This is a genomic window from Methanocorpusculum petauri, assembly GCF_026891975.1.
Classification (GTDB): Archaea; Halobacteriota; Methanomicrobia; order Methanomicrobiales; family Methanocorpusculaceae; genus Methanocorpusculum; species Methanocorpusculum petauri.
The window spans coordinates 1-16,405 of record NZ_JAPTGB010000021.1 but is presented as its reverse complement, the minus strand read 5'-3'; the positions used below and the strand labels follow the sequence as shown (position 1 = coordinate 16,405).

At 51.6% G+C, this 16,405-nt stretch carries 17 protein-coding genes; 5 read left to right on the top strand and 12 right to left on the bottom strand.

All coding sequences use genetic code 11. From position 1 onward, the window contains the following. Positions 1-12: 12 nt before the first annotated feature. The 9 genes from O0S10_RS08880 to O0S10_RS08840 form a co-directional block, all read right to left on the bottom strand. Positions 13-1,326 (bottom strand): ATP-binding protein, encoded by a 1,314-nt coding sequence (locus O0S10_RS08880; RefSeq protein WP_268925524.1) that lies wholly within the window; start codon positions 1,324-1,326, stop codon positions 13-15. 405 nt (positions 1,327-1,731) lie between these two features. Beyond that, entirely contained in the window at positions 1,732-2,949 is a 1,218-nt protein-coding gene (locus O0S10_RS08875; RefSeq protein WP_268925523.1) for a hypothetical protein, read from the bottom strand. Positions 2,950-2,990: 41 nt separating this feature from the next. Further along, entirely contained in the window at positions 2,991-3,497 is a 507-nt protein-coding gene (locus tag O0S10_RS08870) for a hypothetical protein (RefSeq protein WP_268925522.1), read from the bottom strand. A 46-nt stretch (positions 3,498-3,543) separates the two neighbouring features. Continuing rightward, positions 3,544-4,539: a phosphoribosylformylglycinamidine cyclo-ligase gene (gene purM, locus O0S10_RS08865; protein ID WP_268925521.1), complete on the bottom strand. Its 996-nt coding sequence runs from the start codon at positions 4,537-4,539 to the stop codon at positions 3,544-3,546. Continuing rightward, positions 4,536-5,921: an aspartate kinase gene (locus tag O0S10_RS08860; protein ID WP_268925520.1), complete on the bottom strand. Its 1,386-nt coding sequence runs from the start codon at positions 5,919-5,921 to the stop codon at positions 4,536-4,538. The genes purM and O0S10_RS08860 overlap by 4 nt, the downstream gene beginning before the upstream one ends. 263 nt (positions 5,922-6,184) lie before the next feature. Continuing rightward, positions 6,185-8,200, bottom strand: a complete 2,016-nt coding sequence (locus O0S10_RS08855) for an ATP-binding protein (protein WP_268925519.1) — start codon at positions 8,198-8,200, stop codon at positions 6,185-6,187. Between the two features lie 113 nt (positions 8,201-8,313). Then, complete coding sequence (locus O0S10_RS08850) at positions 8,314-8,499, bottom strand: hypothetical protein (RefSeq protein ID WP_268925518.1); 186 nt, start codon at positions 8,497-8,499, stop codon at positions 8,314-8,316. A 54-nt stretch (positions 8,500-8,553) separates the two neighbouring features. Beyond that, positions 8,554-9,015, bottom strand: a complete 462-nt coding sequence (gene ribC / locus O0S10_RS08845; RefSeq protein WP_268925517.1) for a riboflavin synthase — start codon at positions 9,013-9,015, stop codon at positions 8,554-8,556. Further along, a complete protein-coding gene (locus O0S10_RS08840) occupies positions 9,012-10,145 on the bottom strand; it encodes a pyridoxal-phosphate-dependent aminotransferase family protein (protein ID WP_268925516.1) in 1,134 nt (377 codons plus the stop codon). Before O0S10_RS08840 ends, ribC begins: the two co-directional genes overlap by 4 nt. Before the next feature lie 49 nt (positions 10,146-10,194). Between O0S10_RS08840 and O0S10_RS08835 the strand changes: the two genes are divergently transcribed. Further along, positions 10,195-10,587, top strand: a complete 393-nt coding sequence (locus O0S10_RS08835) for a 5-(carboxyamino)imidazole ribonucleotide mutase (RefSeq protein WP_268925515.1) — start codon at positions 10,195-10,197, stop codon at positions 10,585-10,587. Between the two features lie 474 nt (positions 10,588-11,061). Next, on the top strand, positions 11,062-11,628 hold the full coding sequence (locus tag O0S10_RS08830; RefSeq protein WP_268925514.1) for a sugar O-acetyltransferase: 567 nt from the start codon (positions 11,062-11,064) through the stop codon (positions 11,626-11,628). Positions 11,629-11,720: 92 nt separating this feature from the next. Here O0S10_RS08830 and O0S10_RS08825 read toward each other — a convergent pair whose 3' ends face one another. Genes O0S10_RS08825 through O0S10_RS08815 form a run of 3 tightly spaced genes read right to left on the bottom strand, consistent with a single transcriptional unit; the run spans position 11,721 to position 13,535 of the window. Then, complete coding sequence (locus tag O0S10_RS08825; RefSeq protein ID WP_268925513.1) at positions 11,721-12,644, bottom strand: transporter substrate-binding domain-containing protein; 924 nt, start codon at positions 12,642-12,644, stop codon at positions 11,721-11,723. Between the two features lie 54 nt (positions 12,645-12,698). After that, a complete protein-coding gene (locus O0S10_RS08820) occupies positions 12,699-12,995 on the bottom strand; it encodes a ferredoxin-thioredoxin reductase catalytic domain-containing protein (protein WP_268925512.1) in 297 nt (98 codons plus the stop codon). A gap of 48 nt (positions 12,996-13,043) precedes the next feature. Then, positions 13,044-13,535, bottom strand: a complete 492-nt coding sequence (locus O0S10_RS08815) for a peptide deformylase (RefSeq protein ID WP_268925511.1) — start codon at positions 13,533-13,535, stop codon at positions 13,044-13,046. Positions 13,536-13,624: 89 nt separating this feature from the next. Here O0S10_RS08815 and O0S10_RS08810 point away from each other — a divergent pair, with 89 nt between their 5' ends. From O0S10_RS08810 to O0S10_RS08800, 3 genes are read left to right on the top strand one after another with little or no spacing between them, the layout of a single operon-like run. After that, positions 13,625-13,945, top strand: coding sequence for a YunC family protein (locus O0S10_RS08810; RefSeq protein WP_268925510.1), 321 nt, complete (start codon positions 13,625-13,627; stop codon positions 13,943-13,945). A gap of 34 nt (positions 13,946-13,979) precedes the next feature. Further along, complete coding sequence (locus tag O0S10_RS08805; RefSeq protein WP_268925509.1) at positions 13,980-15,290, top strand: PEGA domain-containing protein; 1,311 nt, start codon at positions 13,980-13,982, stop codon at positions 15,288-15,290. A gap of 58 nt (positions 15,291-15,348) precedes the next feature. Next, positions 15,349-16,242, top strand: a complete 894-nt coding sequence (locus tag O0S10_RS08800; protein ID WP_268925508.1) for a PEGA domain-containing protein — start codon at positions 15,349-15,351, stop codon at positions 16,240-16,242. Positions 16,243-16,405: the final 163 nt, after the last annotated feature.

The window sequence follows — 16,405 nt, the reverse complement described above, 5'->3', positions numbered from 1 at the left end:
TGTTTCCGGGGATCAGTGCTGCGGCAGATAGAATTTTGCCGAGAGCAGCAGCCACCGATACAACGGGATGCAGTGAATGTCCCGTTCTTTCTTCTCCACATTTTTGGTGATGAGTATTTTCATTCCCGTTTTCTCTCCAAATGTTTTGGAAAATTCTTCCAGTCCTGCAAACTCCCGTTCCGGGATTTCGTCCGTGTAGCAGACATTGACCGCCGAAAGTGTTCTGTCACGATGCTGGATGATAAAGTCAACTTCGTGCTTTCCTTTCCAGAAGTACGGCCTGTAGGTATTCTGAATGAGTGAGAGGTACACAAGATTCTCTGCGAGTCTTCCTTCATCTGCGGAAAAGCGAAACGAGACTATATTCCGCAGGCCCGAGTCTGCTGCATAGATTTTTTTCTGGCTTGCGTTCTGGGCACGGAGGGAATAACTGAAGGATCGCAGTTCGTAGAGAAGAAAGGCCTCCTCAGCTGCGGATACATATTCTTTGATGGTAACCCCGTCGGTGTTCAGCATTTTTGCGATTTTTGCATAGGAATACGGCAGGGCAATGTTTGCCATCAGGTAGTCTATGAGTTCGTGCAGAACGCGGGGATTCCTGATATCATGCATACGTTCGATGTCACGGAAAATGATCGAGTCGTAGTATCCGGAGATTATCTCGCGTTGCAGTTCTTTGTCCTGCAGGGAGATGCCTGCGGGAAACCCTCCTTCTTCAAAGTAATTTCTCAGGTGTCCGAGGAGTTCATAGCGTTTTGCGGTGATTTTGAGCGGGTCATCCGGCACTTCAACTCCCTTGAACAGCAGGTACTCGGAGAAGTCGAGGGGATGTACCGTTATTTTGAGGTATCGTCCGCTGATCGCCGGAGAAAGTTGTGAGTTCAGCAGCGATGAGGTTGAACCGGAGATCATTATCCGGTATTTTTTGCGGTCATACCAGGCTTTTATCCAGTGTTCCCATCCGGATATGCTTTGTATTTCGTCGAAGACCAAAAACACTCCCTCTCCGCCGTAGATGTTATGCTGATATGTTTCGAGGATAGTGCCAAGCGGCACGTTCATGGCACGTACCTCCGGCTCGTCACAGTTGACAAAGAGGATGCTTTTTGGATCTGCTCCCTGCTCTATGAGATCATAGATCGTTTGCAGGAGCAGTGTGGTTTTTCCGGACCTGCGTATTCCGTTCAGTACAGTGATTTCTCCGGTGTCCACATACTGCCGGATTTTTTTCAGATATTTTTCCCGCCGTATGCCCGGGGATGAGAAACTTCCGCTCCACCAGGGATTTCTATCGAGGAGGTACTGGATGAGTTCCGGTTCAGGCATAGCAAAGTATATGGTTGTACTCCCTCATTAATCTGTGCAAGCATGTATTTGTAACCTCATGCTTTTCAAAAAAACATGTGGTTACAATGTGGTCATTTGAGATGTTGCTTTTTCTCATGCGATCGATTCGGCTGGTATGGTTCAATACAAAGCAGAACGCGTACAATCTGCTGACGGGACTGGAACGTTTCACGCGGCTGATTGTGGGGATGCCGGAAGCATCTGCTCCGGATAAAATTGCGGCGCTGAAGGAGAAGTACGGGCGGAGCAGCCGGTGCGCAGACGAAAGCCGGACGCGAAGAAAAAAAATAATTTTTAGAGAAAATTTTCCGCGAAATTTTTTTTGCTATTGTGTGCAAAGAGGAGGCAACGTTTTCGTTCAGTGTACGTGCGAGTGAGATAATCTCACGCAGTAACCTGTATCCCCCAGCTCATCGCTGCCCCGCCGCCGATCGGCTCAAGCGTTACCAGGTACTCGCCCGCCGGCACCGGTGCAGTCACTGACCACAGGTTCACACCGTCATCACCCGCGACGACCGGCACCACATCCGCCCATCCGGAAAACTCCTGAACCGACCCCTTCGGTGCCGCCGTGAAGTACGGCTCAATGGAGACGGCCAGCTCCTTTTCCGTGGAGAAAATAGTCGTGCCGGAGAGGGTGATCATCCCGTTCTCCGGAACATACCCGATCGGTTCCGCAGCCGAAACGCGGAACAGTCCGGAAAACCATGCTGCGATCTGATCCCAGAGGCTCGGTTCCGGTGTCGGCTCCGGTGTCGGCGTTGCGGTAGGCTCCTCGGTTGTCGGAACCGTGGTCGAAACCTCGGTCGGCAGCGCCGTTCCCGACGTGCCGCCCGAAATTCCTGCAGTCATCGAGGGCCGCCCGAGGGTTACCGTATAGGTCGAGTACGACGCATCCGAGAGCGAGTACCGGTTTGCCGGCCGGTCCACCGCAAAGATCGTGTACGTTCCCGCATCCAGTCGTCCGGACGTCTGCCACTTATAGCTCCAGCGTCCGTTGCTTACGCTCCGCGACACAAATGTGTCCGGATCATCCGTTACTGCGGCGACCGACGGGTTTGACAGCTTTGCACCGGCTGAAGGCAGGTTCGGTCCGGTCACAAACAGATACACCTTGTTCGTTCCGGGAGCTGCCCCGGAAAGCTCCACCGTCGATCCGATCGCATAACCTCCGGAGGATTGTGTCGGCCTTGGCGTTGAGACCGCCGTCGCACTCACCGACCCCCGCGTCACCGACACCGACGTCGTGTCCGAACTTGAACCGTCCGAGACCTTGAAACGGAGGGTCGACGGATCGCCGCCGGACGTTGTCGTGTACTGCACGCGTGCCCGGCCCGAGGAATCCAGTTTCACCGTTGCAGAACTTGCCGACCCCGACACATCCGGCTGTCCGGCAAGAAGCTTCAGGTCAGGCCGGTCGCCCGATGTCAGCGAAAGTGTTACCGTCCCGAGCAGATCACCTCCCGAGATGGAGAGCGCAAAATCATTTCCGGCGATGACACTTGACGTCCCCGACAGACTCAGATCACTTGCCCCGGCCGCAGGTATCAGAGCAACCGCAGCAACAAGGAGAAGAAGAGATATTATCCGATATTTTTTCATTATAAAAAAATAGTGGACGCAAAAGATTATAGTGTTTTGGATCAAACGGTGACATCCACCGCGACCACACCGTACACATACGGCTTGGTAACATCAAACGTCTTCACGCTTGCATCCCGCGGCAGCATCACATTGATCACCCGCTCGTTTGCAGGATAGATCCTATCGATCTTGGTCACATACGGAACTCCGGCCGTAACAACCTCATCATAACTCGAAGGACTCCACCCTTCCGCAAATGCATCGGTGTTGTACACAAAGAACGTGTAGCGGATGTTGTATCCGTCTTTGCGGAGATCGCGGGCTGCAACCGCCTTCATCGTCAGCTCAACGTTTCCTGCCTCCTCCGTGGATTTCTTTGCCGTCAGCGTGTAGGTAACACCCGGCGTGTCCGGCAGAATCTTCACCGATTCAACCGGCGCCGGAGTTTCCGTCGGCGTTACCGTGGGTGCCGGCGTATCTCCGCCGCCGTCCTGATTCACGCATCCTGCGGCAAGTACCAGACAGCCGAGCAGCAGAACCACTGCGAACAGATGTGCATATTTCATACGAAGATATCAACGGGAAAACAGATAGAAATTGTGGTAAAAAGAGTTAGTTGATCTCAACACCCTTCAGCAGAACCTTGTGCTCCGGAATCACATGCCCCACAACCTTTGCGCCGTCAACCATTGCCAGAATCTTTGCAACACTTTCTTCGGGCACAATAAACGCAAAGCCCATGCCCATATTGAACGTCCGGTACAGTTCGTTCGTCTCAAGTTCACCCATCTCTTTGATCCACTGTAAAATCTCCGGAACCGGCATAGGATCTTCGATTGCAAACCCGTACTCGCTGATGCGGAGGAAGTTTAAGAGGCCGCCGCCGGTCACATGGCACATCCCGTGAACCTCAACCTCCCGGCAGACATCCAGTACCTCGGAGTAGATGCGGGTCGGCGTAATCAGCGCTTCGCCAACCGTCTTTCCGGACGGAAGTTTTGCTGCATAGCCGCCGTTTTCGGTTGCGATCTTTCTTGCCAGGGTGTAGCCGTTTGAGTGAACACCGGTACTTGCAACACCGATGATCACATCTCCCGGAGCAATTTTCTCACCGGTAACCACGCGGTCGCGGTCCTGCACGCCAAGACAGGTTCCTGCCAGATCGAGACCATTGATCATGCCCTTCAGCGTCGCGGTCTCGCCGCCGACGATGTTCATGTTTGCACGCTTTGCTCCCTCGTTCAGTCCGACGCCGATCTGAATCATCTGTTCGGTGTCGATCCCTTCGGTTGCGATGTAGTCAACGAATGCGACAGGCTCGATGTTCATCACGTACATGTCGTTCACGTTCATCGCAATACAGTCAATGCCGACCGTTGTCCAGTCGCCGATATCATCGGCGACCCGCATCTTTGTCCCGACACCGTCGGTACAAAGCGAAAGAACTTTGGATCCGAAATCAATCAGACCGGCGAAGTGGCCTACATCACCGAGCATACCATGCCCGCCGGATCGTTTGTAGCTCAGCTGGTGAATCAGTGCTTTGACGCCGTCGGCCTCGAGGCTGATGTCAACACCTGCGTCTTTGTATGAGTATTTCCTGCTCATGCTTCTTCCTCTTCTTCCAGATGATACTCTTCGTGAATTGCCCGGACTGCTCTGATACCGTCCGCCTGCTTGACCACAAAGGAGACATTTACCTCAGATCCCTGTGAGATCATCATCACATTAATGCCGGCAACGCCGAGACCGTGGAAGATGCGTCCCAGGGTTCCGTAGGTCCCGGCCATTCCCGCTCCGACAACCGAGACCACTGCAACGTTGCGGTCGAAATCGAACTCACGGATGAATCCTTTCTGCTTCACCTCCGCAAGTGCGGAGAGTGCTGCATCCAGCTGTTCCTCAGTGATGATCATTGAGATGGTCATCTCAGACGACCCCTGTGAGATCAGCATTACATTGACGCCGGCTTCTGCAAGCGTTGTGAAGATCTCTCCGGCAACACCGGGTTTGCCTGCCATGACGGCCCCGCTGACTTTGATAAGACAGCTGTTCTGTATCAATGATATTGCTTTCACGATTCTCTTGTCTGCGTGTGGTTCGCGGATGACAACCGTTCCCGGATGAGACGGATTGAAGGTATTTTTGACGCGGACCGGGATGTTCTTCTGCATCGCGGGAACTAATGCCCGCGGGTGGATGACCTTTGCACCGAAGTAGGACATTTCCATCATCTCAAGGAAAGAGATGGAGTTTATCACGCGTGCTTCGGGAATGAGGCGGGGGTCGGTGGTCATGACGCCGTCCACATCGGTCCAGATGAGAATCTCATCAGCATCAATTCCTGCCCCGACGATTGCTCCCGAGTAGTCGGAGCCGCTGCGGCCGAGTGTGGTGACTGCACCATCTGCCGCACAGCCCATGTATCCCATAACGACCGGTACCTGTTCGGTGAGGAGTGCACCAACCCGCGCCTGAATGCGGGCGTAACTTTCGGGAAGTGCCGTTGCACCGTTGTGCACGCCGTTGGTCAGAATGCCTGCGTCACATCCGCTCATGTAGCAACTCGGCACACCGGCCTGCCGGAGTGCGGCGCTGATGATCGGGGCGGAGAGTCGCTCGCCGAACGAGATAATGTAGTCCCTGGACCGCGGAGTGAGTTCGCGGAGGTTATGGACAGCAAGCAGGATGTTGGAAAGTTTGTTCAGCCTTGACTCAAGGTACTCACCAATCTCATCCACGTAGTCAGGCGCAACCGCCTCCAGCACCTTCATATGCCGGCTGCGGATCGATGTGATGAACGCGTCAAGAGCAGGTTTCTGTTTGCAGTTGATGACCTCTTCGGCGGTTGCGATCAGCTGATCGGTTACGCGGGTCATGGCAGAGACCACTACGGCGATTTCGTTTCCGGCATCGCGGGATTCCTTAACGATATTGACCACATTGGCAATGCATTTTTCATCGCCGACGGATGTTCCTCCAAATTTCATTACGAGTCGCATCGAATTTAGCACCTGTGAGATAGTGTGATACTGTTGGGAGTTATAGAGAGATATACTTGATGCAGTATCCTGAAAATGCGGGTTCGATCAGAAACTGACTGTTCTATCCTTACACAGGACCTCTGTGATGATGAATTGTTTGAAACTCAAAGAGTTGCAATGCGGCACCCTGTTAACATGATATCTCCAGAGCCCATAACTTTCGTGTTGATTGAGAGTGAATTTCCGGATTCACACCGTGTAAATACCATTTACAAATATTTTTCAAGATTACTCTGTTTTTTACTGGAGATTGTACGATATCGCTGTTTTCGTGAAGTGGGGTGGGATGGATCGACCATTTCAAGAATTTGTTCATTCTGCATCACCTGAAGATACGACATTACCCATTCACGCCTTCGTGAAAGAATGGTTGCAATCTGATTTGGCATGAACCCACATGGTGAAGTACAAATCCTTCGGATTAGGCTACGCGCTTCTTGTTCATTTATACGTCCGGGCAGAGACTCAACATCCCGTCTGAGCGGACCCGGCAAAAGGGTCAACAGTATATTCCTGTCCAGACCACTGTATACGTCATTCGGAAACTGGCTCTTCCCAATCTTAGATAACTCTAAATTTTGGTTTGATTTTAGATTAGAAATCTCCAGATCCTTATCTGGCATCTGCGGGGCAACTCTTGCAATATCGTTTAACTGAAAATTTTGCTGATTTTTAGGATTAGATATCTCTAGATCCTTAAATTCGTGTTTTGGATATAATTCGCCAGAGGATTTTATCTTAATGGAGTAATTATCGGATAATGTATAATAGGTTCCAGGTCCACCGCCGTGTTGTTGCAATACCCCAACCAACCTGAGATGTTTGAGTAGATTACTCACCCCAAGAGAATCCATTTGCAAAAGATCTCGGCAGTCAGCATTTTTTACAGTCCCATTACCTCGAAGAAACATAAGTATCTGAATCTCTGGATTCGTCAGATTATGTTCCTTAAATTGGGAAATCCAACAGAGTTCATCTCCCTGGGCTAGATTATGGAGATAGACTGTTGCAGCAAAAAAATTGTTTTCTCGGTCAGAGATGAAAGTGGGCACAGAGAGGTTTGCTTTTTTCATTTCCTGTAACATAATGGATATACCTGTCCCCTTGTTTTCTGCATATTTTGTTTCGTGCAGAACATTTGCAATGCGCGGATTCCTCAGAATTGATCCTGGATCTCCTTTCTCCAGATGCAATTTTAGTGAGTGACCGGGATTGCGAAATTCGATTCTGTCGGAATAACGTATTATTTGGGTTGGACTATTTACTCGATAATCCCGATGCATAACAGCATTAACCAAGGCTTCTCGAATTACAAGAGAGGGGACAGATGGATAGTCATCACGGAACAGTCCGGAGTCCGGCAAACCTATTGTACGGGGAATGTCATCCATGATTGCGCTTTCGACCCGTGGTAGAAGTGAAAATAATCCTTCATTCATTTCAAGGGTGTAGTAAGATTTTGTGAGACCTGGATTCCATGTGGTTCCCTGAACCCGAATATAATCCAATCTGTTCATCGGATATTCACGCTTTAACGTGTCACGCTTTCCAAACAGATAGAGTCCGGCAATAGTAGGGTGAAGAATTCCATTTGACTCATCAATACATTTGAGGGAAAGAAGTAATGCCTGATTATCAAGCAGAAGTTCTGACGCGGATGGATCTGCAAGAGATCGCAGTTTTCGATACTCGGCGACTGCATCCGGATCTAAGTCATCAATAGACAATTGATTCAGTAGACTAGTATCGTACGGTTTGGAGTTTCGTTCCGAAAATAACATAGCGAAATCATTGTCGGTACAGAGTTGATCACAGGCACCTATACGAATGTAGGATCCTTTCTGCATACCAAGGGATTGGATATAAACTGGTTTCTGGCCAGGATCAGCTTCAGGAATGTACGCGGCAATTATTGTTTTGCCGTTAATCACATCGACTTGAACATCAGGTCTGATCGGAATATTGAAGTTGGTTTTGCACTGAGTCGCGAGATCGTTTTGCACTTTTTCAGATTTGCTTACTCCGGTGGGAAGATATCTAGAGATGTCTGAATGATTTTCCGTAATACCAAAAAGAATGTATCCTCCGCCAAGACCAGTAGTATTGGAAAATGCAGATATCGTCTCTTTGACATCCCGACCAACCTCATTTCCTGGTTTCGCTTCTATAGCCTTATGTTCTTCTTTTTGTTGAAGAATTGCCAATAATTCAAGAACAGTATGCATTATCGTACCCTCAGTGTTTGGCGGATGTCGTAATCTATCAATAATCGTTTATCATATAATTAGTATCTGTTGGAAAAGAATGAATCTGACACCAACACAAAAGAAAAAAAGAGTTAGTTGGTGTTCTTGCGGTACACGTTTAAGCCGATCTTGACGTCGTGGTCCGGAACGATTGCCTGATTGCCTTCGGTGGAGGCGATGATGATGGACTTTCCGGAACTGGATACACCGAACTCTTTGGTGATATCTACTTTAATGGTCAGAATGTTTCCTTCAAGTTTCATTTCAACATTTTTCATATGAATACCTCACAGGGAAATTATATAGTCTTTTCTGCAAATGTTCAAAAAAGATTACCTCCGGGCAGGTCCGGCGTCAGCGAATCCCTGACGCTGACCGGTTCCGGCGAGCTTCGTCATATCCTGCGGGCGTGTCAGCATCAGCACAACATTGACTGCGTGTTCGCGTGTCCGTTGTTCCAGCAGCCATGCAAGCTCTGCATCATTTTTCGCTTCGTCCTCGTGGACGAATACCTCGATGATGTGCTTGTTGGTCATCAGCTGCGCCATCATGATGCCCTGCGAGGCTTCATGGGCACAGATTTTGTCCTGATCCTTTCCGCCCGGCATCCCAAGCGCCATGACAATATCGCACCGTTCCTCCTCGATGAGTTTTTTTGCGGCGACCGGGAGATCCTTCACTCCCGGAACCGTTACGCGGATAATGCGGGCACTGGTATGCTTCTTCAGTTCGTCAACGGCAAACGCGCCCATGTTGGCGCGGGCGAACGTTGTGTCGGCTACACCGATGATCATGAGGACAAAACCTCGACTGCAGCGGCAAGACCGTCGCCTTCGAGTGTATATCCGGCCTTCTTGAACGCCATCTGCACAGCTGCAACGGTTGCGAGAATCTCCGGTGTGTCGATGATGCCCATGTTGCCGATCCGGAAGATCTTGCCCTTGAACCGGTCCTGTCCTCCGGCAAACTCGATACCCATCTTCTTGCAGACACCGCGAATCTGGGAATCCTCAATACCTGCCGGATAGAAGAAACCGGTAACGGTGTTCGATGCTTTATGAAGTGCGTCAACCTGCGGCACAGGCGCAAGTCCCCATGCAGCGCCCGCGGCACGGACTGCAGCAGACATTTTGTGGTGACGTGCAATGCGATTGTCCAGCCCCTCCTCTTCGATGAGTCTGCACGCCTCGCGGAGTGCAAGGAAGAGTGGAACTGCAGGGGTGCTCGGTGTCTCCATCGGATTGCCGTCAGCGGATTTCTTTGCCTTCTTTAAGTCAAGGTAGAAGGGGCGTGTCTCGGAGAGACGATCCCATGCACGCTGGGATACGGAAACTGCGGCCAGCCCTGCGGGAGCTGCAAGACATTTCTGGGAGCCGACGATTGCAACATCCGCACCCCACTTGTCAGTCTCGACAACATCTCCGCCAATTGAGGTGATGGCATCGAGGATAAAGAGCGCGTCGTATTTACGTGCGAGTTTCCCTACCTCTTCTGCGGGGTTGAGGATTGCCGCGGAGGTTTCGTTGTGGACGAGGGTGACGACTTCTGCGCCGTTCTCCAGAGCTTCTTTGAGTCCTTCGAGGTTTAACGGGTGTCCCCACTCAGACTCGATCATGACGGACTCGCCGTAGATTGCGGCAATCTGGCCGAGTCGCTCACCGAATTTTCCGTTAACGAGGGATGCCACCTTCTTGCCCCTTGCAAAGGATCCGAGTGCAGCCTCCTGTCCTGCGGTTCCCGATCCGGAGAGCACAAGCATATCGTTTTTGGTGCCGAACACCGGCTTTAAGACGCGGACAATGTCTGCATAGCAGTCGCCGAATTCTTTACTGCGGTGGTTGATCGCCTGTTTTGTCATCGCGTTTCGGACGGACTCCGGCATCGGAACCGGTCCCGGCATCATGAGAAGTGTTTCGTTATACATGGTATCAGGGCTGTTTGTACATATATGTGAAGAGACAATACTTATATTCATGGCAGATGTTGCAGTTATTGCCGGATCGGCATCAGATCAGGCTATTATCGATAAAGTTGTGAATACGCTCGCGCAGTATGGAATCCCGTATGATATGCAGATTCTCTCTGCCCACCGCGATGCAGAGAAACTGGACAGTTATGTGAAGGCAAGTGATGCAAAGGTGTTCATCTGCATTGCGGGAATGTCTGCGGCGCTTCCGGGTGTGGTTGCGGCAAGAACTCCAAAGCCGGTGATCGGTGTGCCGGTGTCGGGAAAGATTGCAGGAGGTCTTGATGCTTTACTCTCCATTGCCCAGATGCCGAAAGGTGTGCCGGTTGCCTGTATGGCTGTTGACGGCGGGGAAAATGCTGCGCATATGGCGTACCGTATTTTATCTCTGTATCCATAATGCGTGCTGGTTGCGTGTATGGGCGACTGACCCCTGGTCAGGAGCCGAGCACGGCACGAAGTGACGTGCGAGTCTGTTGACGGCGGGGAAAATGCTGCGCATATGGCGTACCGTATTTTATCTTTGTATCCATAATGCGTGTGCCGGTTGCGTGCATGGGCGACTGACCCCTGGTCAGGAGCCGAGCACGGCACGAAGTGACGTGCGAGTCTGTTGACGGCGGGGAAAATGCTGCGCATATGGCGTACCGTATTTTATCTTTGTATCCATAATGCGTGTGCCGGTTGCGTGCATGGGCGACTGACCCCTGGTCAGGAGCCGAGCACGGCACGAAGTGACGTGCGAGTCTGTTGACGGCGGGGAAAATGCTGCACACATGGCGTACCGTATTTTGTCCCTCCTCCACTGACTGACAGATCACATCACTTTTTTCTGCAATCCTTTTGTTGCAGCAGAGCAGATACAGATACAACTATGTCATCCCCCGATATTCTTGAACGTGACCGTTTAGGTGTTCCCGTCTCCATTTACGAACCCGACTATGATACCATCAGTCAGCTCATCCGCGAAGCCCAGCAAATTACCGCCGAACTCAACACCGGATACCACGAAGAAGCGGAAGTGCGATCCATCTTCTCACGGCTTATTGGAACCGGGGTTGACGAAACCTTTGGCCTTCTGCCCCCGTTTCACACCGACTTCGGAAAAAATATCCGGGTGGGCAAACGGGTATTCATCAACTTTGACTGTGTCTTCATGGACCGGGGAGGAATTACCCTCGGCGATGATGTCCTGATAGGCCCGCGGGTGAATCTGATCACCATCAACCATCTGACTGATCCCAACGACCGGCGAACCACCATCTGCAAACCGATCGTGATCGAAGACAATGTCTGGGTTGGGGCAGGAGTCACTGTACTTCCCGGCATCACCATCGGAAAAAACTCCATCATCGGTGCTGCATCCGTTGTGACAAAAGACGTCCCGCCTGACACCATTATGGTCGGTTCTCCGGCAAAAGCCGTACGTACCATCGAATAATACAAAAACTATTTTTCTTCTCTTGGACAACTGTCCTGATCTCTTGGACAGAGAAAAAAAAGAAAATCTGCCGTCGGGCAGATTATCCCAGCTTATGCAGTGGTCGCTACCGGAGTCGTTTCAACAGCTGTAGTGTTTGCTGTAACGGTTGCGGTTGTGTTCACCGGCGTGGTGGTCGCAACAACCGTCTCGTTTACTGTCGGCTCAACTACATCCTCGACGATATACTGTCCAATCAGCTCGTTCCACTTCTCGGATGCCATAAGCTCGGTGATGCCTGCGTTCATCAGCTCACGGAGATCGTTGTCCTCCTTGCGGACAGCAACCGCGTAGTACTCGCCGGTTTCAATGGAACCAAGCATCGTGAACTGCGGCTTGCCCTGGATGTAGCTCTCAATGTTTACATCGTCGAAGATAACTGCATCAACAAGTCCCTGCTCAAGTGCGACCATCGACATCGGGAAGGAGTCATACAGCTTAATGTTGCCGTTCTTTACCAGCTGGTTGTACTTCTCCTCACCGAAGAGTCCGTCCTCATCCTCTGCCTTCTGCATCCACTGGTCTGCGGAACAGCTGCGCTGCACACCAATCACGATTGTACCATTGGTAAACTGATCCATCGTCACATCAGAGCCGGTCTTCACGGCAATACCCTGATTGACCTGCCAGTACGGGATGGTGAAGTTTACCTTCTCTAAACGATCCGGCGTAATGGACATACCGGAGTACACCATGTCAATCTTTCCGGTCTGCAGTGCAGGAATGATTCCGTCCCATGCAACAGCCTGAATCTTGACGTTGAATCCCTTCTGCTCTGCGATCCACTTCACCGAATCGACATCAAAACCGACGAACTCACCGTTGTCCCCAAGGTACGAGAACGGCGGATATTCTGCATCAATACCAACAACATAGAGTTTTTTGTCGTCCTCGGCCGGAGTGTTTACACACCCTGCCATCAGGACAGCAAAAACAAGGCAAAGCCCTGCTACCCCATACAACACTTTTTTATCCATCCTATAGAGATAGGAGTTAATCAATATAAATTACTTACCGCAGAGAAAAAAGAATTATTTCATATAGAAGAAGTAACAGTGGCAGTGTCCGTCCGTCTCCACATCCTTCTCCGCATCCCGGCACGGACAGATAAAGAGCTTGTCAACGTCGGGGTTGCCGCTCGGAAGTCTGCACGGACAGTACCGCTTTCCCCGCACCAGCTTGTTGCGGGCGAGTCCTTCAATGACCGAGTCGGCAATCGGTGTGTTCGGGTTGAGCATCCAGCCTTTTCGTTGTGCAAGCTTTTCCGAGTCCGCACGAATTTTCGGGACAAGTGCGGCAATCTCTTCCGGAGACGGAGGGGTAGTCATGAAATTTATTTTTCCCTTGGAAGAATATCTGCTTTTGGTTTGAGAACTTTATGTTCTGTTGCCCGCAATCCTGTCCAGATCCTTTTGGATCAGCTTTCGCATGCCCGGCTTGAGATGATCGATAAAGAGCACACCCTCATGATGATCCTTCTCGTGCAGAAACGCCCGGGCGGCAACACCTTTCAGTTCACCCTCGACCACTTCACCGCCTTCGTCCAGATACCGGACCGTGATTTTTCTCGGACGCCGGACCGGACGCTGGATGCCGGGAATGCAGGGACTTCCTTCCACGTCTTCAACCGGTGCACCTTCCGCGAGCACCTCAGGATTCGCACCCCGGATCACAACCCCGCCTGCATTGATCACAAACAACCGGAGTGAGACACCGATCTGTGGTGCGGAAAGGCCAACACACCGGTTCGCTGTCATCGTATCCCACATGTCGGTCAGCACGTCCCGCACTTCCTGCGTCATCTCCGGCACGGTCTCTGCCGATGCTGCAAGAACCGGATCGCCGTACTGTCGTATCTCCCGAATCATTGTATAGATTGTGTGCCGCTGATACCCATACCTTTTGTGTATTGGGTTATGGACAAACTGTTTTAGGAAAGAATGTGAAATGAACTCATATGCAGATTGAGTATCTCTCTCCTGATCACGCTCTCATTACCGGTCCCGGTATTGCTGCCGATGCCTACTGTCTCGAACTCGGGCCCGCCAATCTGATCTTTGCGAAATCATCTGCCGGGTTTGTCGGCTGCGGATTTTTCGATCTTGCTGTCTTTGAAAAACTTGGTATTCCTGCGGCAAAAGTCACCGGCATCTCCACCATTGAAGACCTCCTGAAATCTCCTGTTTCTGCAGCAACACCTGCTGCTGTCCTTCGCGGGGCTAAGACCGGCGTGACCGGTGAAGAAGCGATCCGCCGGCTTTGCATTTTCGACCGATGAGTATTTCACCTTAGCAGACGATTATTCATTTGCCATGAACAAATATCATCTTGTGCTGGTCCTGCTTGCCTGCACCGCACTACTGGCAGCCCCTGCGGCTGCGGAGGTTATCGGCTCCGTCGGCGGCGAGACGGCGACTATCAGCGTGACCTCATCCCCGTCCGGTGCCGAAGTCTATGACGCCGGAACATATCAGGGAACAACCCCCTGTAACATCATCGTACATACCACGGCAACGCCGATTGATCACGACATCACTGTCTCCAAAAACGGGTACTATGATTATCATCACTACATCGGTGATGTATACACTGATCAGTACATCACCGTCAATGCGGTTCTGACTCCTGTAGTCCAGACAGGATATCTTGATATTTCTTCATCACCGTCTGGTGCAAATGTGTATGTGGACGGCATCTACAAAGGAACCTCACCGCTCGTGGTCTCCGTCGATGCAGGCTCCCACGCTATCCGCATGGAAAAGCCGGGCTACGACACATGGTATGGGACCTATCGTGTTTCTCCCGGAGACACCACCCAGGTACATGCCTCTCTTGGCTCGTCTGTTACCTACGGATACATCAGTGTCCACTCAACACCATCGGGTGCGAATGTTTACGTGGACGGCAACTACCGTGACAATACGCCGGAAGTGATCAGTGTCACTGCCGGAACATCCCATCAGGTGACGATCTCCTATGCCGGATATGAAGTGTATCAGCAGACGGTCACTGTCAGTACGGGCAGTACTGTATATATTGATGCCAACCTGATCACCAGTGCAGACGCCTATCTGAAGATTGCCTCCTACCCATCGGGAGCTGCGGTGTATGTTGACGGTAACTACTGCGGCAACACCGGCTACTCTTCGGGAAGTTCGGTGAACTATATGAATATCGGCCCGCTTACAGCAGGGTCACACGCGGTCATGCTGAAACTGGATGGTTACAACACCTACACCTCAACCGTGACGTTGTCTCCGAACGAGATCCGTACGATGAGTGTAACGCTGACTCAGAACGAACCGACACCGTCGGGCAATGCTGGACTCCATGTAGAGTCAACTCCATCCGGTGCAGAGGTATATGTGGATAACGTCTTCCGCGGATACACGCCGGTGTTTCTCTCTGATATCTCCGAAGGTCAGCACACGCTGCTGCTTCAGCATACCGGCTACAACGACTGGACTCAGTATGTCCAGTTTATCGCAGGACAGACCGTGGAAATGGATGTGACCATGTCTCCGGCCTCTGTTCCGACGGCACCGGCGCAGTCCCCCTTCCCGATTCTGGCCTTCGCGGGCCTTGCAGCCGCTGCGGCATTCGCTGTCCGGCGGATGTACTAATTTCTTTTTTTTCTCACGACCGACATCTTAACAACGTTCCGGCGCGAATTGATTTTCTATGAAGCGAACAGTTGTTCCCGTACTGTTCATCCTGATTGCCGCACTTTGTATCATCCCAGTTGCGGCGGAGGATGCACCGGGATATATCGCGGTAACCACCAGCCCGACCGGTGGTCAGGTGTACATCGATCATACGTATGTCATGGATTCTCCCGGAACCGCCGAGGTCCGACCGGGCAACCACCTGGTCAGCATTCAGTCCTCGGAGTACTTCACCTGGTCAGACGAAGTTTTCGTCCGTTCCGGTGAAACAACGAAGGTTGATGCCGTGATGCAGTTCTATAAAGGCCCGGGTTCGATCGGGATCACCTCCTCAATGCCCGAGGTTGATGTCTATATTGATGACATGTACTACGCGAGCGTCAAGTCCGGAACAGTGACCATTCCCAATCTTTCCCCGACTGAACATGATGTCCGTGTGGTAAAAGCCGGGTACCACGACTTTACTACGACCGTTCAGGTACTCTCCGACAAGATCGTCGGCGTGTACTCGGATCAGACCAAGGATGAACGACAGGCCGGTGTCCGTGTTCATTCCGAACCTGCCGGTGCAGTGGTGTTTCTGGATGATGACTATGCCGGTATTACCCAGTCCGGAAATGAGTGGCTGCAGATTTCAGCCGTGTCTCCCGGATCACATACGCTGAGTTTTTCAAAGGACGGATATGCAGTTTCCACGATCACCCGGGTGTTCAAAGCAGGAGATGTTGAGGATGTCCGGGTCACTCTTCAGCCGGTTCCGGTTGAAACAACCACAGCTCCCACTGAATCTCCAACCCAGACTGCTGGTGTCCCGACGGATACCGTGCCTCCCGCGCCAACCAAAACCCCGATTCCGGTTGCCGGTCTGTTTCTCCTCGGTACAGCAGGTATTCTGCTGTTCCGCAGGTAGAATACACTTTTTTTTTGTTCGCACAGCCTTCATACACGGCTTTATCTTTCCCGCACTACTATAAGTACACACAGAGGGGACTTTCATGGGCATGGAAAACAGAAGCGACTGCCATGTGCTCGTCATCGGTTCGGGGGGGGGGGGGGGGGGCCCCCCCGGGGCC